This is a genomic window from Streptomyces sp. SDT5-1 (assembly GCF_052245995.1).
In the GTDB taxonomy this organism is placed as follows: Bacteria; Actinomycetota; Actinomycetes; order Streptomycetales; family Streptomycetaceae; genus Streptomyces.
This window is the reverse complement of sequence record NZ_CM125963.1, coordinates 7365841-7384184: the sequence shown is the minus strand read 5'-3', so window position 1 is coordinate 7384184 and position 18344 is coordinate 7365841. Positions and strand designations below refer to the sequence as shown.

The following is an 18344-nucleotide window of genomic DNA, read 5'->3' as shown; positions in this document are numbered from 1 at the left end:
ACCTCAGCGTCATTGCCTGGATGGCGTGTAGCGCATCTTGTGTGCCTCACGGACCTAAGTCAACGCTTCAGGCGCGACAAGTTCCGGTAACCACCGACTTCACAGGAAGGGGACGGTCGAGCGCGATCGCTCTTGCCTTATGTTCCTCACGCACTTAAGTTGAGGGCGTTCGTTCCGAAGCACGCGGCGTCCGCGCTCCGTGCGGCGCCCGAGGAGGCCCCATGCCCCGTTCCCCCCGTGCCGGATTTCCCGCCGATGTCGACGTCGCGATCGTCGGCAGCGGCCCCGCGGGCGCCGCGTACGCGCGGGTGCTGAGCGAGCGCGCGCCCCAGTTGCGGTTGGCCGTCTTCGAGGCCGGACCGCTGATCAGCGACCCGCCGGGCACGCACGTGAAGAACATCGCCGACACCGCGCGGCGGGCCCGCGCACAGCGCGACTCCGAGGGGCCGCGACCGCTCGTCGAGGCCGCGTCGACCGACACCATGGACGACTACGCCACCGACCGGGCGCGGTTGCAGCGGCCGGGGACGTTCCTGCTCCCGAACGGGCCGCAGGGGGACGGCGATACGGGGATGCCCGCCGCGGCCATGTCGAGCAACGTCGGCGGCATGGGCGCCCACTGGACCGGCGCCTGCCCGCGCCCGGGTGACGCCGAAGTCATCGGTTTCCTGCCCGAGTTGGGCGCGTGGCTGGACGAGGCCGAGCGGCTCCTCGATGTGTCCGCCGAGGTGCTGGCCGACGCGCCGTTCGCCGACGAGGTCCGCAAGCGGCTCTCCGTCGCGCTCGACCACGACCGGGCCGGTGACCGGCAGGTTCAGGCGATGCCGATGGCCGTGCGGCGCGCGGCGGACGGCCGGTTGCTGTGGTGTGGCGCCGACACCGTGTTCGGTGATGTCACGCGGGACAATCCGCGCTTCGAGCTGTTCTCCGAGGCGTTGGTGACGCGCGTCGTCCTTGAGGAGGACGGGCAGTGCGTACGTGGTGTGCGGGTGCGCGACCTGCGGACCGGCACGGAGCACGAGGTGGCGGCCCGGTACGTCGTGGTGGCGGGTGACAGCCTGCGCACCCCGCAGCTCCTCCACGCCTCCGGCGTGCGGCCCGCCGCCCTCGGCCGCCACCTCAACGACCAGCCCCAACTCGTTTACGCCGTACGGATGCGGGACCTGCCCGACCTGCCGCCCGCCGCTGGCGGCGGGGTGGGTGTGTCGGCCAGCAGTGGCGTGGCCTGGGTGCCGTACACCGACGCGCATCCGTACCACGGGCAGGTCATGCAGCTCGACGCCTCGCCGGTGCCACTGGAGGACGACGATCTGGCGCCCGGTTCCGTCGTGGGCCTCGGGTGGTTCTGTGCCAAGGAGTTGCGCGCGGAGGACCGGATCGCGTTCCGGGACGACGAGATGGACGGCTACGGTATGCCCGCGATGGAGCTCCACTACCGGCTCACCGAGACCGACCTGGCGGCCATCGACGGCGCCCGTACCGAGATCCTGCGCGCCGCTGAGGCCCTCGGCGAGCCGCTCGACGACACACCCCCGCTGCTCTTCCCCGCCGGCGCGTCGCTGCACTACCAGGGCACCGTACGGATGGGCGACATCGACGACGGCGCCTCGGTGTGCGACCCCAACAGTCAAGTGTGGGGCGTACGCGGCCTGTTCGTCGCGGGGAACGGTGTCATCCCCACCGCCACCGCCTGCAATCCGACGCTGACGTCGGTCGCCCTCGCCGTCGGCGGCGCGCGCGGCATCGCTGCCGCCGAAAGCTGACCGCCCCCCTACTCCCCCGTTCCTACTCACCGGAGGCTTCATGCTCGACCGGGACATCATCCAGAGCCGTGGCGTACGCAATGTGCGCGTCGACGGCGAGACCATCGGCTTCCAGTTCCAGCTGCGCATGCCGAACTACCGCGGCCTGTGGGGCAGCCTCATCGAAGGTGTCTCCGTGCAGGTCGGTGATCTGCGGTGGGACCGCGAGACACCACGGTGGACGCTCCAGGGCCGCGAGTTCACCTGCGCCGAACTGCGCACGTCGACCGATGTCCGCTGGCAGCTCGACGAGCCGGCCGTCATCACCGTTCCGCACCCCGGCGGCCTGCCGACGGGCGTGCACCTCGTCGAGGTCGACATCGCCCTCCAAGCCCCGTACATCCCGGCCGAGTTCCAGCCCTCGGTCTTCCACGCCGAGCGAAAGGTCACGCTCCTGTGACGAGTGGACACGACACCTTCCAGTACGGCGTCTCCCTCTACAGCTACACGGGAGACATGTACACCCTGCTCACCCTCGACGACGCCATGGCCCACATCGCCGACATCGGCGCCACCGGCATCGAGATCCTCGGCGAGGGCAACATCAGCGGCTACCCCACGCCCACCACCCGGTGGATCGACGACTGGCACGCCGGTCTCGAGCGGCACGGCCTCACCGCCACCAACTACGGGTCGTGGATCGACTCCCGGATGTGGCAGCACCGCGACCTGACCGTCGACGAGGGTGTCATCATCCTGCGCCGCGACCTCGACCTCGCCGCCACCCTCGGCTTCACCACCCTGCGCCCCAAGATCGGCGTGATCTCGCAGGACCTCAAGCCGCACCCCATCTGGGAGGCGGTCATCGAGCGGGTCCTGGACCACGCCGCCGGGCTCGACATCGTCATCTGCCCGGAGATCCACGCGCCCACCCCCATCAAGCACGAGGTCGTCGACGACTACCTCGCCTTCATCGAGCGCACCGGCACCGATCACTTCCGGCTTCTCATCGACACCGGTGTCTTCCAGCGCGCGGCCACCGACGCCCACCACGCGGGGCTCGACGAGGAGGCCCAGGAGGCCGGCTGGCGTCGTCCGCTCGCCGTGCCGATGGCGGATCTGGTGGCGGTCCTGCCGTATGTCGCCTTCATCCAGGCGAAGTTCTTCGACATCACCGACGAGCTGAAGGACCCGCACATCCCGTGGCCCGAGATCGTCGACACCCTCGTCGAGCACGGCTACACGGGCTGGCTCTCCAGCGAGTACGAGGGCGACCGGATCCCCGCCCGCTCCATCGAGCAGGTCCGCCGTCAGCACGCGCTGGTGCGGAAGCTGGAGCGAGAGGCACGAGGGCGTTGAGCCCTGCCTCCGCCGTCGCACCCTCCCGTACGAACGAGAAGCGAGGTCTCATGCGCACCGTACGCGCCGCCGTCGTCGGAACCGGCTTCATGGGAGCCGTCCACTCCCGCTCGATCGTCGCCGCGGGCGGCGAGCTTGTGGCCGTCGTCGGCTCCACACCGGCCAAGGGGCGTGCGGCGGCCGAGGCGTTCGGCGCCCGCTCGGGCGTCGGCACCCTGGACGAGGCGCTGGCCGAAGGCGTGGACGTCGTCCACATCTGCACGCCCAACGCCACCCACGCCGACCTCGCCGAGGCCGCGATCAAGGCGGGCTGCTCGGTGGTGTGCGAGAAGCCGCTCGCCACGGACGCGGCCACCGCCGCCCGTCTGACCGCCCTGGCGGAGCGGGACGGACTCGTCGCGGCCGTGCCGTTCGTGTACCGCTACTACGCGTCGGTGCGCGAGGCACGGGCCCGTATCCAGGCACCCGGCGCGACGCCGCCCTGGCTGCTGCACGGCAGCTACCTCCAGGACTGGCTCGCCGACCCGAACGGCACGAACTGGCGGGTCGACGCCGAACTCGGCGGCCCGAGCCGGGCGTTCGCCGACATCGGCGTCCACTGGTGCGACCTCGCGGAGTACGTCACCGGGCAGCGCATCGTCCGTCTGCACGCCCACGTCGGCCGCTCCGCGCAGTCCCGCCCGGGGCCCGACGGCACCCCCGTCCCCGTCACCACCGAGGACGGCGCGGTCGTCACCTTCACCACCGACACCGGGGCGCTCGGCAGTGTCGTGGTCAGCCAGGCGAGCGCGGGCCGCAAGAACGCCCTGTCGTTCTCCTTCGACGGGCCGGACGCCAGCTACGCGTTCCAGCAGGAGACACCGGAGACACTCTGGATCGGCGGCCGGGACACCAACACGACAGTGGCCCGTGATCCCGGGCGCCCCGGCTCCCCCGCGCCCCTCCGCAGCACCCTGCCCGCCGGTCACCCGCAGGGCTACTACGAGTGCTTCGCCGACTTCGTGGCCGACACCTACGCCGCCGTGCGAGGCGAACCCGCCGACGGCCTGCCCCGCTTCGCCGACGGCCTGCGCGCCGCCCGGATCACCGAGGCGGTCCTGGCATCGGCCGGGACCGGCGACTGGGCCGACGTCCCCACCGACAACACGGAGGAGGAGCACACCGCATGACATCCGCACCGCCGCAGGGCTCCGCCCGCCAGCCGGTCACCCTCTTCACCGGGCAGTGGGCCGACCTCCCCTTCGAGACCGTCGCCCGGCTGGCGAGCGAGTGGGGATACGACGGCCTGGAGATCGCCGCGTCCGGCGACCACCTCGACCTGGAGCGCGCCGAGGCCGACCCGGCGTATCTGCGCGGCCGGCTCGACATCCTCGACACGTACGGGCTGCGCTGCTGGGCGATCTCCCACCACCTCACCGGGCAGGCCGTCTGCGACGACCCCATCGACTTCCGCCATCAGGCGATCGTGCGGCCCTCCACCTGGGGCGACGGCGATCCGGAGGGCGTGCGGCAGCGGGCAGCCGATGACATGAAGCGCGCCGCCCGCGTGGCCCGGCGGCTCGGCGCGGACACCGTCGTCGGCTTCACCGGATCCAAGATCTGGAAGTACGTGGCCATGTTCCCGCCGGTGCCGCAGTCCGTGATCGACGACGGCTACGAGGACTTCGCCCGCCGCTGGAACCCGATTCTGGACGTGTTCGACGCCGAGGGTGTGCGGTTCGCCCACGAGGTGCATCCGGCGGAGATCGCGTACGACCACTGGACCAGCGTGCGCGCCCTGGAGGCGGTCGGCCACCGCGCCGCGTTCGGCTTCAACTGGGATCCCTCGCACATGCTGTGGCAGGGCATCGACACGGTCGGCTTCATCACCGACTTCGCCGAGCGCATCCACCACGTCGACTGCAAGGACACCCGCGTACGGCCGGCCACCGGGCGCTCGGGCGTCCTCGGCTCGCACCTGCCGTGGGGTGATCCGCGCCGTGGCTGGGACTTCGTGTCCACGGGCCGCGGCGACGTGCCGTGGGAGGACGCCTTCCGCGCCCTCGCCGCGATCGGCTACACGGGCCCGATCTCCGTGGAGTGGGAGGACGCCGGCATGGACCGGATGCACGGTGCGGCGGAGGCCGTACGGCGCGTCAGATCCCTGCTGTGGCCGCTGCCGACGGCCTCCTTCGACGCCGCGTTCGAGAACCAGTGACGGCGCCCGCGGCCCCCGCCCCGCACCAGGGGCGGGGGCCCGCTGTCGTAACATCGCGTCACAAGGCAACCGCGGACACGACGAACGGGGAAGACATGGGCCGCCCGGTCCCGCTCGGCAGCGCTCCGACACCGGACCAGCCGACGCGGTTCTTCCCGGCCGCCACCCTCCCGACGCTGGAGGCGGCGCCGCTGGCCATAGTCGTCAACCTCGTCCGTACGGGCCGCGCCGCCACCCGGCCCGAGCTGGTCACCACGACCGGGCTCAGCCGCAAGGTCGTCGCCCAGCGCGTCGACCAGGCCATCGAGCTCGGGCTCCTCGAGGACGGCGAGCTGGCCGCGTCGTCCGGCGGCCGCCAGGCGCGCACGCTGCGCTTCCGTGCCGACGCGGGGCACATCTACGCCGCCGCCATAGGGGCGTCCGAGTTCCACGCCGCGATCACGGACCTGTCGGGCGTGACGATCGCCTCGCACCACGAGGACTGGGACGTCGACGCCGGGCCCCAGGCCACGATGGAGCGGGTGCAGGCGGCCTTCGCCGCGCTGGCCGCGAAGACCGGGCTCGGCAGGCCGTGGGCCATCGGCATCGGTGTGCCCGGCCCCGTCGAGTTCGCCACGGGACGTCTCGTCGAGCCGCCGATCATGCCGGGCTGGGACGGCTTCAGCGTCCGCTCCTGGCTGCGCGAGCACTACGACGCGCCGGTCTGGGTCGACAACGACGTGAACCTGATGGCCCTCGGAGAGTGGACGCGGGGCACCCCGCGCGACGGCCGGGACATGCTGTTCATCAAGGCCGGCACCGGCATCGGTTCCGGCCTGGTGGCGGGCGGCCGGCTGCTGCGCGGCGACCGCGGGGCCGCGGGCGACATCGGCCACACGCACATCACCGACGATCCGTCGGCCGTGTGCCGGTGCGGTCAGATCGGCTGCCTGGAGGCGGTCGCGAGCGGCTGGTCGATGCTCGACGAGTCGCTGCGCCGGGTGGACGAGAGCGCGTACCTCACCAAGGTCCTCGCCCGGAACGGCCGGCTGACGCTCGGCGAGATCGGCGCCGCCGCGGTCACCGGCGACGCCCTCGCCCTCGAAATGATCGACACCCGGTCACGTCATGTCGCCGACGTCATCGCCAACCTGGTCAACTTCTGCAACCCCGGCGTCCTCGTCCTCGGCGGCGGCGTCCTGCGCACGGGCCCCCGCTTCCTCGACGTCGTCGCCTCGACGGTCCGCAGCCGCTGCATCCGCCTCGTCACGGCAGGCCTGACGATCCGCGCCGCGTCCCTCGACCACCGCGAGGGTGTCATCGGCGCGGGTCTCCTCGCCGCGTCCGGCATCTTCTCGACGGCGCCGCTGACGCACTGGGTGGAGTCCGGCACGCCTCTCGGCCACGCGACGACGCTCCAGCGTCTGTCGGCCGAACTCATCTGACCCGTCCGGGAGTTGGCGTCAGCGGCGCTCCGGTCGCCACTCGAACATGACGATGGTGGCGTCGTCCCGCAGTCGGCTGTCCTGGGCGTCGACGATGGAGTGGATGAGACGGCGCAGGGTCTCCGGCGCGAGTTCGCCGGTGGCCGTGGCGCGGATGATGTAGTCGGCGAAGCGGGCGAGGCCCAGCTCGTCGCCGTGCTGGGTGCGGGACTCGGTGACACCGTCCGTGTACATCAGGACCCGGTCCCCCGGCTCCAGGTTCATCTCGTGCACGCGGCGCGGGGTCGAGGAAAAGGTGGCAGGAAGCCCGAGCGGCGGGTCCGAGTCCCGCTCCATCGCTCCGGTCACCAGGCGCTGGTCACGGATCAGGAGAGGCGCGGGGTGACCGCAATTGATCCAGCTCAGGGCGCCGGTGGGGAGGTCGAGCTGGCACAGGATCGCGGTGCAGAACTGGTCGGGAAGCCACTCGGTCAGCGCGTCGTCGACGGAGCCCACGAGCTCGGACAGGTCGGCGCCGGTGCGGCGCGCGTTGCGGCAGGCGGCGAGTGACACCACCGTGGTCAGGCCGGAGGCCAGGTTGTGCCCCATCGAGTCCAGGATCCCCGCGTGCAGGGTCGTGTCCGTGAGGGCGTGGTCGAAGGCGTCGCCCCCGATCTCGTAGGCGGGCTCCATGACCGCGGTGGAGACGGCGTGTGTCGTGCCGATGGTGCGGGGCGGCAGGTAGGCGCGCAGCATCTCGGCGGGCAGCCGCATCGGTTCGGTGCGGGCACGGCGTACGTACGTGTCCTTGAAGGCCCGCTTGGAGGTGACCATCATGGCGCACAGATGGGCCAGCGTCCTGCCGCGCCGCAGGGCGAGCGGGTCGAGGGCGGGCGTGTGCACGGCCAGCACACCGAGCCGCTCCACGCCGTCGACCATCGGCAGCCAGGCGGTCATGCCGCCGAGGTCGGACTCCTCGACGCGCAGGGACTGCGTGCGGTAGGCCCAGCCCGCGAGGGAGCCGTCGATGCGGAGGGTCGGCACGACGTCGTTCAAGGGGGCGAGCTGCCGCTGCTGCAGATCGGCCAGATACACCACGGCGCCCTGCAGCCCGAGCGCCTTGGAGCACCGTGCCACGGCCGTGGTCAGGTCGACGGCGGCGTTCTCCGGGTCGGCCAGGAACTCCCCGAGGACACCGTCCGCGGTCTCGGGCACCGACACGTCATCACTCCCTGGGCCGTCCTGGCTCGGTCCGCCTGCTTCTCCTGTGCAGTCTCGCTCCGCGGGGCGGCGGGCGCCTGTGGGGAGGGGTGGGGTTACCGCGACATGGGTGAAAGACGCTCAGGTGATGCTCAGCGCCAGGCAGAAGTCGATGCGGTCGTGGAGGGTCGTGAGGCTGTGGCCGGTCAGTTGTTCCACGCGTTGGAGGCGGTAGCGCAACGTGTTGACGTGGATGTGGAGTTGCTCCGCGCAGCGCTGCCAGGAGCCGGAGGCGTCGAGGAAGGCGCTGAGCGTGGCGAGGAGGTCGCTGCCGTGGGCGGCGTCGTAGCGCTCGATGACACCGATCAGGCGGTCGCGGTAGAAGCGGCGGACATCGTCGGGGACGGCGGAGAGGAGGAGTTGGTAGGAGGAGAGGGAGTCGGTCGAGGCGGTGCGGATCGTGCCGGTGGAGAGGGTTGCCACGCGCAGGGCGTTGCGGGCCTCCTCCAGGGAGCGGCGCAGGGCGGCCGGGCCCGTGGCGGGCTCCCCGGTGCCGATGGCGGCGTGCCCGTCGGCGAGGAGGGGCGCGAGGCGTTCGGCGGCGCCGGTGGCGTCGTGATCGCCTTCGGGTACGAGCATCAGGTACGCCCCGTCCTCGGCGAGGATCGGCACCGAGCAGCCGGGCAGTCGTTCGGCGACGTCCTCCAGGACGGTGGCGGCGAGTTCGGCCCCGTACGGGCTGCCGGTGGTGCGCACGTACACCGCCCGCAGCGGCACGTCGAGGGCGAGGCCGAGGCTGGTGAGGCGGTCGGCGGCTGCCTCTTCGCGTCCGGCGGTGAGCAGGTCGACCGCCTCCCGTAGGAAGCGGGCCTCGACGCGGCGGCGTTCCTGGGCCGCTGCCCCGTCGAGCGCGAGCAGCGCGCACACCTCCCACGCGGCGTCGGCCACGCCCGGCGCCCAGTCCCGGTAGTCGCCGGAGGAGGCGAGGTACGCGGAGGGCGGTCGGTGCGCGGCGGGCGACGCGACGGGGAACAGGGTGAGTTCGCCGCAGCCCGGCACCGTGCGCACGGCGGGGAAGCCGCCCGCGCCGAGGGCGTCGTGGTGGGCGCGGGCGAGCTGCCGCTCGGTCACCATCGGGACCCCGCCGGCGCGCGGCGCGCCCGTCGCGGAGAGCACGGCGCACCACACTCCCGTCGCCCGCGCGAACACGTCGATGAGCCCCTCGGCGCCCTCCCCCGCGGCCATGCTGGCGACGAGGCCGCGGTGCAGATTCACCGACGGCGCGCGGCGGTGGCCGCCCCCGAGCGCGGCGAGCACGGTCTCGGTCAGCGCGGCGAACGACACCTCGTCGTCGATGGTCAGCAGCGTCAGACCGTGCCGGGCGCAGGCCTCTGCGAGCGGCCCCGGCACCACGCCCACGTCCGCGGTCCCGGCGACGAGCGCGGCGACGCCCGCCCCGGACAGCGCGGCGACGAACACGTCCGCGTCGCGCGGCTCGTGGTACCAGGTGGTGCTGGTCAGGACGAGTTCCCCGCCGTCGAGGTAGCGCCCGGGGTCGGGCAGGTCCGTGGTGTAGACGCCCCGGATGCGCGGGGCGTCGGCGGGGGACGTCACGACGGACCGCAGCCCGAGTCGTGGCATCGCGAGCAGTTCGGCGAGCTCCACCGGTCGGCCTCCTCGGCACCGCCCGAGGAAGGGGCGGAGCGACTCGTGTTACAGGCATGCACACCGGCGTGCAAGGGGTTTGGAGCATAGTACGGGCCCGCCGCGTGAAAACGGCCGCTCGTCTGGAGAGATCTGCAATCCCGCGAGCGCCACGCTCCCGGTTCACTGAGTCACGCAACGCACTGATTCACGTGACGCACTGATTCACGTGACGAACTGCGTCACGCAACGAGCCGCATGTCCCGCACCACCCCGCTCCGTACTCCCGACCTGTCCTGGTGAGGAGCCCACCATGCGCGCCCAAGACCGACCCGCCCCCGAGCTACGCCCGACCGTCGAACGCCTCGGGGCCGAGCCCGTGCCGCTCACTCAGCGGCACGGCCGCCCCTGGTCGCTGTTCACGCTGTGGTTCGGTGCGAACGTGCAGTTCGCGACGCTCAGCGTGGGCGCCCTCGCGACGTCCGTTTTCGGCCTCGACCTGCTGCCCGCCGTCCTCGCGATCGTCACGGGCACGCTGCTCAGCTCGGCGCTGGTCGGCCTGTTCTCGACGCGCGGGCCGCTGACCGGGGTGCTGCAACTCATCCAGTCGCGTGGACCCTTCGGCCGGCTCGGGAATCTGCCGTCGGCGGCGTTCACGGTGGTCAACGGCGTCGGTTGGTGTGTCGTCGACTCGCTGCTCGGTGTCTTCATCCTGCGCGATCTGACGGGCATGGGCTTCGGGCCGGCGCTCGCCCTGATGGCGGCGGCACAGCTCGGCATCGCGATCGTCGGGTACCGGCTGATCCACACCGTGGAGCGGGTGCTGGCGGTGGTGCTGGTCGTGGTGTTCGCCGTGATGTCGGTGTACGGCTTCGGTGCGGCACACGCGTCCGCGCCCGTGGCTCCGAGCGGCGGCCCGGTGTCGGCCTTCCTCCTGGTCGTCGCCGTCACGTCGGCCCGCGTGCTCGGCTGGTCCGCGTACGCGTCCGACTACAGCCGCTATCTGCCGGCGCAGAGCCCGCCGCGCCGGGTGTTCCTGGCGGCGGGCGGCGGCGGTGCGCTCGCCGGGGTGTGGATCGGCTCGCTCGGGGCGGCGCTCGGCACAGTGGGCGCCCTCGACGATCCGAGTGCCATGGTCAGCGGCCTGCTGCCGCACGCCGTCGGGGCCGTCGTGCTGGTGTGCCTGCTGCTGTCGACGCTGGCCTCCACGGTCATCGACCTGTACTCCGGTGCGATGGCCGCGCTCGTCGCGGGGTTCAGCATTCCGCGCTGGGTGTCGGTGCTCGTCGTCGGCGGCCTCGGCACGGCGCTCGCCTGGTACGCGGGTCACGGCGACTTCGCATCGCAGCTCAACGACTTCCTGCTGATGACGGGGTACTGGCTGGCGCCGTGGGGCGCGGTGATGATCGTCGCCTACTGGGGGCGCGGGCGGCGCGCGCTCGCCGATCCGTACGACCCGGGGCACCGCTTCGGCCGGGGCCTGCCGTGCGTGCTGCTCGCCGTCGCCGCGGAGCTGCCGTTCATGAACCAGTCCCTGTACACGGGGCCGCTCGCCGAGGCACATCCGATGCTCGGCTCGTTCGGCCTGTTCGTCGGGTTCGCGGTGGCGGGGGCCGCGTACACCGTGGTGTGTCCGCGCCCCCGCCCGTCCGACGACCGACCCCGACCCACCACCTCGTACGAGAAGTTGAGGAGCCAGGCATGACCACCACCACGACCACCGCGCAGGACGAGGCCTTCCTGCGGGCCGCCATCGCCGCGGCGGCGAAGTCCCGCGCCGACGGCAACCATCCCTTCGGCGCGCTGCTCGTCCTCGACGGCGAGCAGGTCCTGGAGGCCGGCAACACCGTCGTGACGGAGCGCGACGCCACCGGCCACGCCGAGACCAATCTGGTACGCCTGGCGACCCGAGCCCACGACCGCGACACACTCGCCCGCGCCACCCTCTACACCTCCACCGAACCGTGCGCGATGTGCACCGGAGCCGTCTACTGGAGCGGCATCGGCCGGATCGTGTACGCCCTCGGTGAGGACGAACTCCTCGCCCTGACCGGCGCGAACCCGGAGAACCCGACGATGGCGCTGCCGTGCCGCGAGGTGCTGGCCGCCGGACAGCGGGAGGTGGCCGTCGTCGGCCCGTGCCTGCACACGGAAGCGGCCGCGGTCCACGAGGGGTTCTGGGCATGACGCGCACCCACCGCACCCTGATCCACAACGGCATCGTCATCCCCTGCGACGGCACGAGGACGGTCCTCGACCCCGGGTCCGTGCTCCTGGAGGGCGACCGCATCCTCGCCGTCGACCGCCCGGAGGCCTTCGCCACCACGGACGCGCGGATCGTGGACGCCACCGGGCGTGCTGTCATCCCCGGCCTGCACAACACCCACCTGCACTCGGGCCTGTTGCGCGGCACCGCCGAGTCCAAGTCGCTGTGGGACTGGCTGCGCGACTACGTCGACCCGGCCCACAAGGCGCTCACACCGGAGATCGCTGAGGCCGCGTCGCTGCTCTGCTACACGGAGTCGCTGCGCGCGGGCACCACGTCGGTGATGGACATGTGGCGCCACATGGAGGGCTCGGCACACGCCGCCGAACAGGTCGGCATCCGCGCCACCCTCGTCCCGTACGTCGCCGATCTCCCCGGCTACGACTACTTCGAGACGCTGGAGACCAACCGCCGCCTCCTGAAGGAGTACCGCACGCACGCCCACGGCCGGGTGCGCTCGTGGGTGGGCCTCGAGCACCTCTTCTACTGCTCCGAGGAGGCGTTCCGGGCGGCGGCGGCGCTCGCCGACGAGTTCGACACCGGCCTGCACACCCACTCGTCCGAGACGACATGGGAGGTCGAGGAGTCGCTGCGGCGGTTCGGACGGCGGCCCGTCGAGGAGTTCCACCACCGCGGAATCCTCGGGCCGCGCACCGTGATCGCCCACTGCGTGTGGCTCGACGACCGCGAACTCGACCTGCTCGCCGAGACCGGCACGAGCGTCGCGCACTGCCCCTGCTCCAACATGAAGCTGTCGTCGGGGCCCGCCCGGGTCGCCGACATGCGCCGCCGGGGCATCGCCGTCGGTATCGGCAGCGACGGCGAGAAGGAGAACAACAACCTCGACCTGCTGGAGGAGATGAAGTTCGCCTCCCTGCTCCAGAAGGTGACCTCCCTCGACCCGACGACCGGCGACCCGTGGGACATCCTCGACATGGCCACTCGCGACGGCGCCCGCGCCCTCGGCCTCGACCACATCACCGGTTCCCTGGTTCCGGGCAGACGCGCGGACGTCGTCACGGTCGACCTGCGTGCCCTGCACACCACTCCCCTCCTCCACGGCGACGACTTCAACGCCGTCCCCCACCTGGTGTTCTCGGCGTCCGCCTCCGACGTCGACCATGTGTGGGTCGACGGCGAGCTGCGGGTGTCGGGCGGGAAGGTACTGAGCGTGGACACGGAGGAGGTGCGGCGACGGGCCCAGGGCGCGGCGGAGGAACTGTTCCGGCGCCGGGCGGCGCTCTAGGTGTCCCGGTCCCGGGGCGGGGTCACCGTCTCGACCAGGTCCCTGAGTTGGGCGCGGGCCGTGATGCCGAGCTTGGGGAAGGCCCGGTAGAGGTGGGAGCCGACGGTGCGCGGGGACAGGTGGAGCTTCTGAGCCACCTCGCGGTTCGTCAGGCCGAGCGCGGCGAGCCGTACGATCTCCTGCTGCTGGGCGGTGAGCAGCGCGAAGGCATCCGGCTCCCCAGGGCCGCCGCGGGCTCCGGCCGCCCTCAGTTCGGCCTGGGCCCGCTCCGTCCACGGACGGGCGCCGAGCCGGCGGAAGACGGCCTCGGCCTCGACGAGCGGCTGCCGGGCGTCCGCGATCCGCCGCCGGCGGCGCAGCCACTCGCCGTGTGCGAGGCGCGCGCGGGCGAGCTCGAAGGGCCGACGGCCGAGCGCCGGATGGCCCAGCGCCGCGGTGAAGTGCGGTTCCGCCGCGTCGACAGCGGAAAGGACCGCCCGGCTCAGCTCGACCAATGCACGCCTGCGTGGGGCGAGGACACCGGCATCCGCGAGGGACCGCTCGACTCCGTCGACGATCCGGGTGGCCTCCTCCTGATGGTGTGTCCTGGCCGCGGCGGTCGCGAGCTCGGGCAGCGCCGGGTGGGAGAGGTGGTAGTGAATCGGATTGCCGCGGCCGTCGAAGAGCGTCCGGTAGTGCTCGTACGCGGTCTCGTGGTCGCCCTCGACGGTGGCGGCCGTGCCCAGCGCGCGGTGGGCGAGGACGAGGACGGAGCGGCTCTCGTCGGGGTCGACCAGGGAGAGGGCGTGGCGGGCTCGGGTGCGGGCTCCGGCCGTGTCACCGCGCAGGGCGCGCAGCAGCGCGTCGGTCGACGCGGCGCAGGCCACCGCGTGGTCGAGGCCCGCGTCCGACGCGACGGCCTCCAGGTCGGCGCAGGCGCTCCGGGCGCGGGCCCACCGGCCCTGGTCCAGGTAGGCGAGGGCGGCGACCCCGGCGAGGCCGTCCGGCAGCGGCCCCTGCGCCCGCCACGAGGCGAAGGCATCGTCGAAGATCCGGGCGGCCGAGTCGGTCTCGTCCCGCAACCACGCTGCCACGGCGAGCATGGTCAGCGCCTCCGGCTCGTCGCGCGCCTCGGGGAGCCACCGCCCGGCCGCCTCGGGGTGCGCGACGGTCCCGGCCCACGCCGCGAGGAACCTCTCCCGCTCGCCGTACGCAGCAGAGGACCGCTCCCGGACGCGCGTCAACAGGCCGTCGATCTCGTCCAGTTGGCCCGTGTCGCCTGAGTAGAAGCGGACCACCGCCGCGGCGGCGACGGCCTCCAGGGCCGCGCCGGGCTCGTCGAGTTCCGCGAGCACGGCCGCGGGGCGCGTCAGCTGTCCGAAGGCGGCACTGTGCGAGGCGGTGAGTGCCATGAGCCGGCCGACCTGGAGAGCCGTCAGGGCCACGGTCCTCGGATCGTCGGTGGAGGAGCGGACGCGGGCGGCGAGTCTCTCGACGGCATCGAGGTGACCGGTGAGGACGGCCGCCCTCGTCGCGGCGGCGAGCAGTCGGGTGCTCTCGCCGCGGTCGGGGTGCAGGTCCGCGGCCCGCTCCAGCAGGTGCGCGGCGGCCGCGTGCCCGCTGCGCCGCCGTGCCCGCTCGGCCCCGCGCTCCAGGGGCGCCGCCACGCGCGCGCTCGGCCGGGAGGTCGACGCCGCGAGGTGCCGGGCGTGCCGGTCGGGGTCCTGCGCACGGAAGAGCTCGACGAGTTCGAGGTGCGCCGCCAGCCGTTCCCGCGCGGGGGCCGCCTGGTGGATCGCCGGCCGGGACAGCGGGTGGGCGAAGCGCAGCCGTCCCGCGTCGCGCCGGACGAGCCCGGCCTCCTCGGCGGGCGTCCACACCGGGTCGGAGATGTCGGGCAGCCAGGACCGCACCGCCTGCGCGGAGTCCTCGGCGTCCGCGACGGCCAGGCGTACGACGGCACGGCGGGTCGCCTCGGGGAGGGCCGCCAGGCGGCCCACGTACAGCCGCTCCACATGGCCGGGCACGGGCAGCGGGCCGTCGGAGGCATGCAGGGCATCGACACCGGGAGCAGTGGCGGCGCGGGCCAGCTCCACCAACGCGAGGGGGTTGCCCTCGGCCTCGACGAGGACGCGCGTGCGGAGGAGCCCGGTCGGCACCTTGGGCTGGAGGTCAAGCAGTCGGGCCGCCGCGTCCCGGTCGAGCGGCGCCAGGTCGAGGGTCGGCTCCCGTGCCTCGATGCCTTGAGGCGCATCGTCCCGCGAGGCGACCAGGAGGGTCACCCGCTCTTCGGCTGACAGCCGTCGAGCGGCGAACGAGAGCACGTCCAGCGAGGCTCGATCGACCCACTCGGCGTCGTCGACGACCACCAACAGCGGTCGCTCCACCGCCAGTTCTGTCAGCAGGCTCAGCACGGCGCCCCCTACGAGCATGGGGTCCGGTGTCCGGCTCGGCTCCGCCAGGCCGAAGGCGGCACTCAGGGCTTCACGCTGCCGTGCGGGCAGTCCCTCCGTGTCCTTGCGGACGGGACGCAGCAGCTGATGCAGACCGGAGTACGCCAGGTCGCGCTCGGACGGGCTGCCGTGAGCCCGCAGCACGCGTCCGCCGTCCGCGACGAACCGGTCGGCGACCGCTTCCAGCAAGGTGGTTCTGCCCGACCCCCGCTCTCCCACCACGGTCAGCAGCAGCCCTCCGGCGCGCGGGGACCGCACCGCCGCGAGCAGCGTGCGCAGCTCCGCGTCCCTGACCACGTCGTCCACAGGTCTCCTCACCCCCGTACATCGTACGAAGGCGGGCACGGCGTACGCGCAGGTGCAGTCAGGTGACCGATACCGCCGAGGCACCCGTCGCCCGCAGGGTGGAGAACGACCGAAGCCACCACGGCCGACAAGCCCCCCGAGGAGTGCCATGTCTCCCCACAGCTCCCCCACGACCGGCGCCGAGGCCCCGGCGGTCACCACGCTCGAACTGGGTGACGTCCAGGTCCACCGCGTCATGGAGTTCTCCGACACCACCCCGATGACGACCGACGTGTTCTTCCCCAACAGCACGCCCGAGGAGTGGCGGCGTCACACCGAGCTTCTCGCACCCGACCACTGGGATCCGCAAAGCGATCTCACCCGTGCCGCCACCCAGTCCTGGGTGCTGCGCAGCGAGGGCAGGATCATCCTGATCGACACGGGTGCGGGCAATGGCAAGTACCGTCCGCTCCAGCCGATCTGGTCCTACCTGAACACGTCCTACCTGGAGAATCTGGCCGCGGTCGGTGTGCGCCCCGAGCACGTGGACCTCGTCGTCAACACCCATCTGCACGACGACCACGTCGGCTGGAACACCCGGCTCGTGGGCCGGGACTGGGTGCCGACGTTCCCCAACGCCACATACCTCATGCCGCGCCGCGACGTCGAGTACTGGAAGCCGGAGAACCTCCACAACACCGTGTTCGGACGGGGCAACCAGAACGTCTACGAGGACAGCGTCGAGCCGGTGGTCGCGGCCGGGCTGGTGGAGACCTGGGACGACTCGTACACCATCGACTCCCATCTCCGCCTGGAGTCGGCGCCCGGACACACACCGGGTTCCTCGATCATCCACCTGGAGTCGGCGGGTGACCGCGCGATCTTCGCAGGGGACCTTCTGCACGGTGCGATCCAGGTGCACGAGCCGCACATCAACAGCTGCTTCGAGGAGGACGAGGACGGCGCCCGCGCCAGCCGCGCCCGCATGTTCGCGCGCGCCGCCGACACCAACGCCCTCGTCCTCCCGGCCCACCTCCCCGGCCACGGCGCCTTCGAGCTGCGCCGTGAGGGTTCCGGATTCCGGATCGCCGACTGGGCTCCGTTCTCCCTCACGTGATGGCACGGCCGGGACCGCGTGTCACCCCGGCAGCACTCCCGTCTCCGCCACCCGCGCGTACCACCGCGCGCTCGCCTTGGGTGTGCGCCTGCCCGTCGGGTAGTCGACGTGGACCATGCCGAAGCGCTTGCTGTAGCCGTAGCCCCACTCGAAGTTGTCCAGCAGGGACCACAGGAAGTAGCCGCGGACGTCGGCGCCGGCGGAGATCGCGCGGTGCACGGCGGCCAGGTGGTCGCGGACGTAGGCGATGCGCTGGGGGTCGTTGACGTTGCCCTCGGGGTCGACGTAGTCGTGGAACGCGGCGCCGTTCTCGGTGATCACCATGGGCAGGCCGGGGTGGTCGGCGCCGAGGCGGATGAGGAGTTCCTCCAGGCCGGAGGCGTCGATCGTCCAGCCCATCGCGGTCCTGTCGCCGGGGGTCGAGTGGAAGGCGACGCGGTCCGCACCCACCCAGGGGCTGTACGCGCTGGCGCCGTGGCCGTCGTTGCCGTGGGCCGGGTCGCCCTCGGAGACCAAGGTCGGCGAGTAGTAGTTGACACCAAGGAAGTCCAGCGGCTGGTGGATCCGCTTCAGGTCGTCGTCCTCGACGAAGGACCAGTCGGTCAGCGGCGCCGTGTCCCGCAGCAGGTCCTCCGGGTACTCGCCGCGCAGCATCGGCCCGGTGAAGACACGGTTGGCGAGGGCGTCGATGCGGCGAGCGGCGTCCACGTCCCCGGCCGCGTCGGTCAGCGGGCGCACGTGGTGCACGTTGAGCGTCACCGAGACCTGGGCGGCGGGGCGCAGGCGGGAGCGCAGCGCCTGCACGGCAAGGCCGTGGCCGAGGTTGAGGTGGTGGGCGGCGCGCAGGGCGGCGACGGGCTCGGTGCGGCCGGGGGCGTGCACACCGGACGCGTAGCCGAGGAAGGCGCTGCACCAGGGCTCGTTGAGGGTGGTCCAGGTGTCGATGTGGTCGCTCAGGCCCTCGGCGGCAAGGGCCGCGTACTCGGCGAACCGCTCGGCGGTCTCGCGGGCCGGCCAGCCGCCGAGGTCCTCCAACTCCTGTGGCAGATCCCAGTGGTAGAGCGTGGCGACCGGCTTGATGCCCTTGGCGCGCAGCGCGTCGGCCAGGCGGCGGTAGAAGTCGAGGCCCTTCTGGAGGGCGGGGCCGCGGCCGGTCGGCTGGATGCGCGGCCAGGCGAGCGAGAAGCGGTACGCCTTCACGCCCAGGTCGGCCATGATGTCGACGTCCTCCGACCAGCGGTGGTAGTGGTCGCAGGCGATGTCGCCGGTGTCGCCGTTGAGGACCTTGCCGGGGGTGCGCGCGTAGGTGTCCCAGATGGACGGGGTGCGGCCGTCCTCCTGGGCGGCGCCCTCGATCTGGTACGAGGCCGTCGCCGTGCCCCACAGGAAGTCGGCGGGGAACGTGAGCGCGGGTGACATGGAGGGCTCCTCGGAGAAGAACGGGCGGGAAAGG

The 18344-nt window shown here is 72.5% G+C and carries 14 protein-coding genes; 10 read left to right on the top strand and 4 right to left on the bottom strand.

The genetic code is table 11. The annotated features are described in order from the left end of the window. Positions 1–221: 221 nt before the first annotated feature. From ACTWJ8_RS33930 to ACTWJ8_RS33905, 6 genes are all read left to right on the top strand, one after another. Positions 222–1763, top strand: coding sequence for a GMC oxidoreductase (locus ACTWJ8_RS33930; RefSeq protein WP_443261369.1), 1542 nt, complete (start codon positions 222–224; stop codon positions 1761–1763). Positions 1764–1803: 40 nt separating this feature from the next. Continuing rightward, entirely contained in the window at positions 1804–2202 is a 399-nt protein-coding gene (locus ACTWJ8_RS33925; RefSeq protein WP_356373442.1) for a C-glycoside deglycosidase beta subunit domain-containing protein, read from the top strand. Continuing rightward, the gene (locus ACTWJ8_RS33920; RefSeq protein WP_443261368.1) at positions 2199–3101 is read left to right on the top strand and encodes a sugar phosphate isomerase/epimerase family protein; all 903 of its coding nucleotides are present in this window, start codon (positions 2199–2201) and stop codon (positions 3099–3101) included. Before ACTWJ8_RS33925 ends, ACTWJ8_RS33920 begins: the two co-directional genes overlap by 4 nt. 50 nt (positions 3102–3151) lie before the next feature. Beyond that, entirely contained in the window at positions 3152–4270 is a 1119-nt protein-coding gene (locus ACTWJ8_RS33915; protein WP_443261367.1) for a Gfo/Idh/MocA family protein, read from the top strand. Then, positions 4267–5298: a sugar phosphate isomerase/epimerase family protein gene (locus ACTWJ8_RS33910; protein WP_443261366.1), complete on the top strand. Its 1032-nt coding sequence runs from the start codon at positions 4267–4269 to the stop codon at positions 5296–5298. The genes ACTWJ8_RS33915 and ACTWJ8_RS33910 overlap by 4 nt, the downstream gene beginning before the upstream one ends. A gap of 95 nt (positions 5299–5393) precedes the next feature. After that, positions 5394–6722, top strand: coding sequence for an ROK family protein (locus ACTWJ8_RS33905; RefSeq protein ID WP_443261365.1), 1329 nt, complete (start codon positions 5394–5396; stop codon positions 6720–6722). Positions 6723–6740: 18 nt separating this feature from the next. Here the strand turns inward: ACTWJ8_RS33905 and ACTWJ8_RS33900 are convergent, their stop codons facing one another. Both ACTWJ8_RS33900 and ACTWJ8_RS33895 read right to left on the bottom strand, forming a co-directional pair. Beyond that, positions 6741–7922 carry a PP2C family protein-serine/threonine phosphatase gene (locus ACTWJ8_RS33900; protein ID WP_443261364.1) on the bottom strand — a complete coding sequence of 394 codons (1182 nt, stop codon included), beginning with the start codon at positions 7920–7922 and terminating at the stop codon, positions 6741–6743. Between the two features lie 120 nt (positions 7923–8042). Further along, on the bottom strand, positions 8043–9566 hold the full coding sequence (locus ACTWJ8_RS33895) for a PucR family transcriptional regulator (protein ID WP_443261363.1): 1524 nt from the start codon (positions 9564–9566) through the stop codon (positions 8043–8045). 292 nt (positions 9567–9858) lie between these two features. Here ACTWJ8_RS33895 and ACTWJ8_RS33890 point away from each other — a divergent pair, with 292 nt between their 5' ends. From ACTWJ8_RS33890 to ACTWJ8_RS33880, 3 genes are read left to right on the top strand one after another with little or no spacing between them, the layout of a single operon-like run. Continuing rightward, on the top strand, positions 9859–11250 hold the full coding sequence (locus ACTWJ8_RS33890; protein ID WP_443261362.1) for a purine-cytosine permease family protein: 1392 nt from the start codon (positions 9859–9861) through the stop codon (positions 11248–11250). Then, complete coding sequence (locus ACTWJ8_RS33885; protein ID WP_443261361.1) at positions 11247–11732, top strand: nucleoside deaminase; 486 nt, start codon at positions 11247–11249, stop codon at positions 11730–11732. Before ACTWJ8_RS33890 ends, ACTWJ8_RS33885 begins: the two co-directional genes overlap by 4 nt. Beyond that, complete coding sequence (locus ACTWJ8_RS33880; protein WP_443261360.1) at positions 11729–13057, top strand: amidohydrolase family protein; 1329 nt, start codon at positions 11729–11731, stop codon at positions 13055–13057. The genes ACTWJ8_RS33885 and ACTWJ8_RS33880 overlap by 4 nt, the downstream gene beginning before the upstream one ends. On the opposite strand, the gene ACTWJ8_RS33875 is transcribed toward ACTWJ8_RS33880, so the two are convergent. After that, positions 13054–15807, bottom strand: coding sequence for a helix-turn-helix transcriptional regulator (locus ACTWJ8_RS33875; protein WP_443261359.1), 2754 nt, complete (start codon positions 15805–15807; stop codon positions 13054–13056). The genes ACTWJ8_RS33880 and ACTWJ8_RS33875 overlap by 4 nt on opposite strands. 136 nt (positions 15808–15943) lie before the next feature. On the opposite strand from ACTWJ8_RS33875, the gene ACTWJ8_RS33870 reads away from it, so the two are divergent. Then, positions 15944–16891, top strand: a complete 948-nt coding sequence (locus ACTWJ8_RS33870; RefSeq protein WP_443261358.1) for an MBL fold metallo-hydrolase — start codon at positions 15944–15946, stop codon at positions 16889–16891. A gap of 21 nt (positions 16892–16912) precedes the next feature. Here the strand turns inward: ACTWJ8_RS33870 and ACTWJ8_RS33865 are convergent, their stop codons facing one another. Next, complete coding sequence (locus tag ACTWJ8_RS33865) at positions 16913–18310, bottom strand: GH1 family beta-glucosidase (RefSeq protein ID WP_443261357.1); 1398 nt, start codon at positions 18308–18310, stop codon at positions 16913–16915. Positions 18311–18344: the final 34 nt, after the last annotated feature.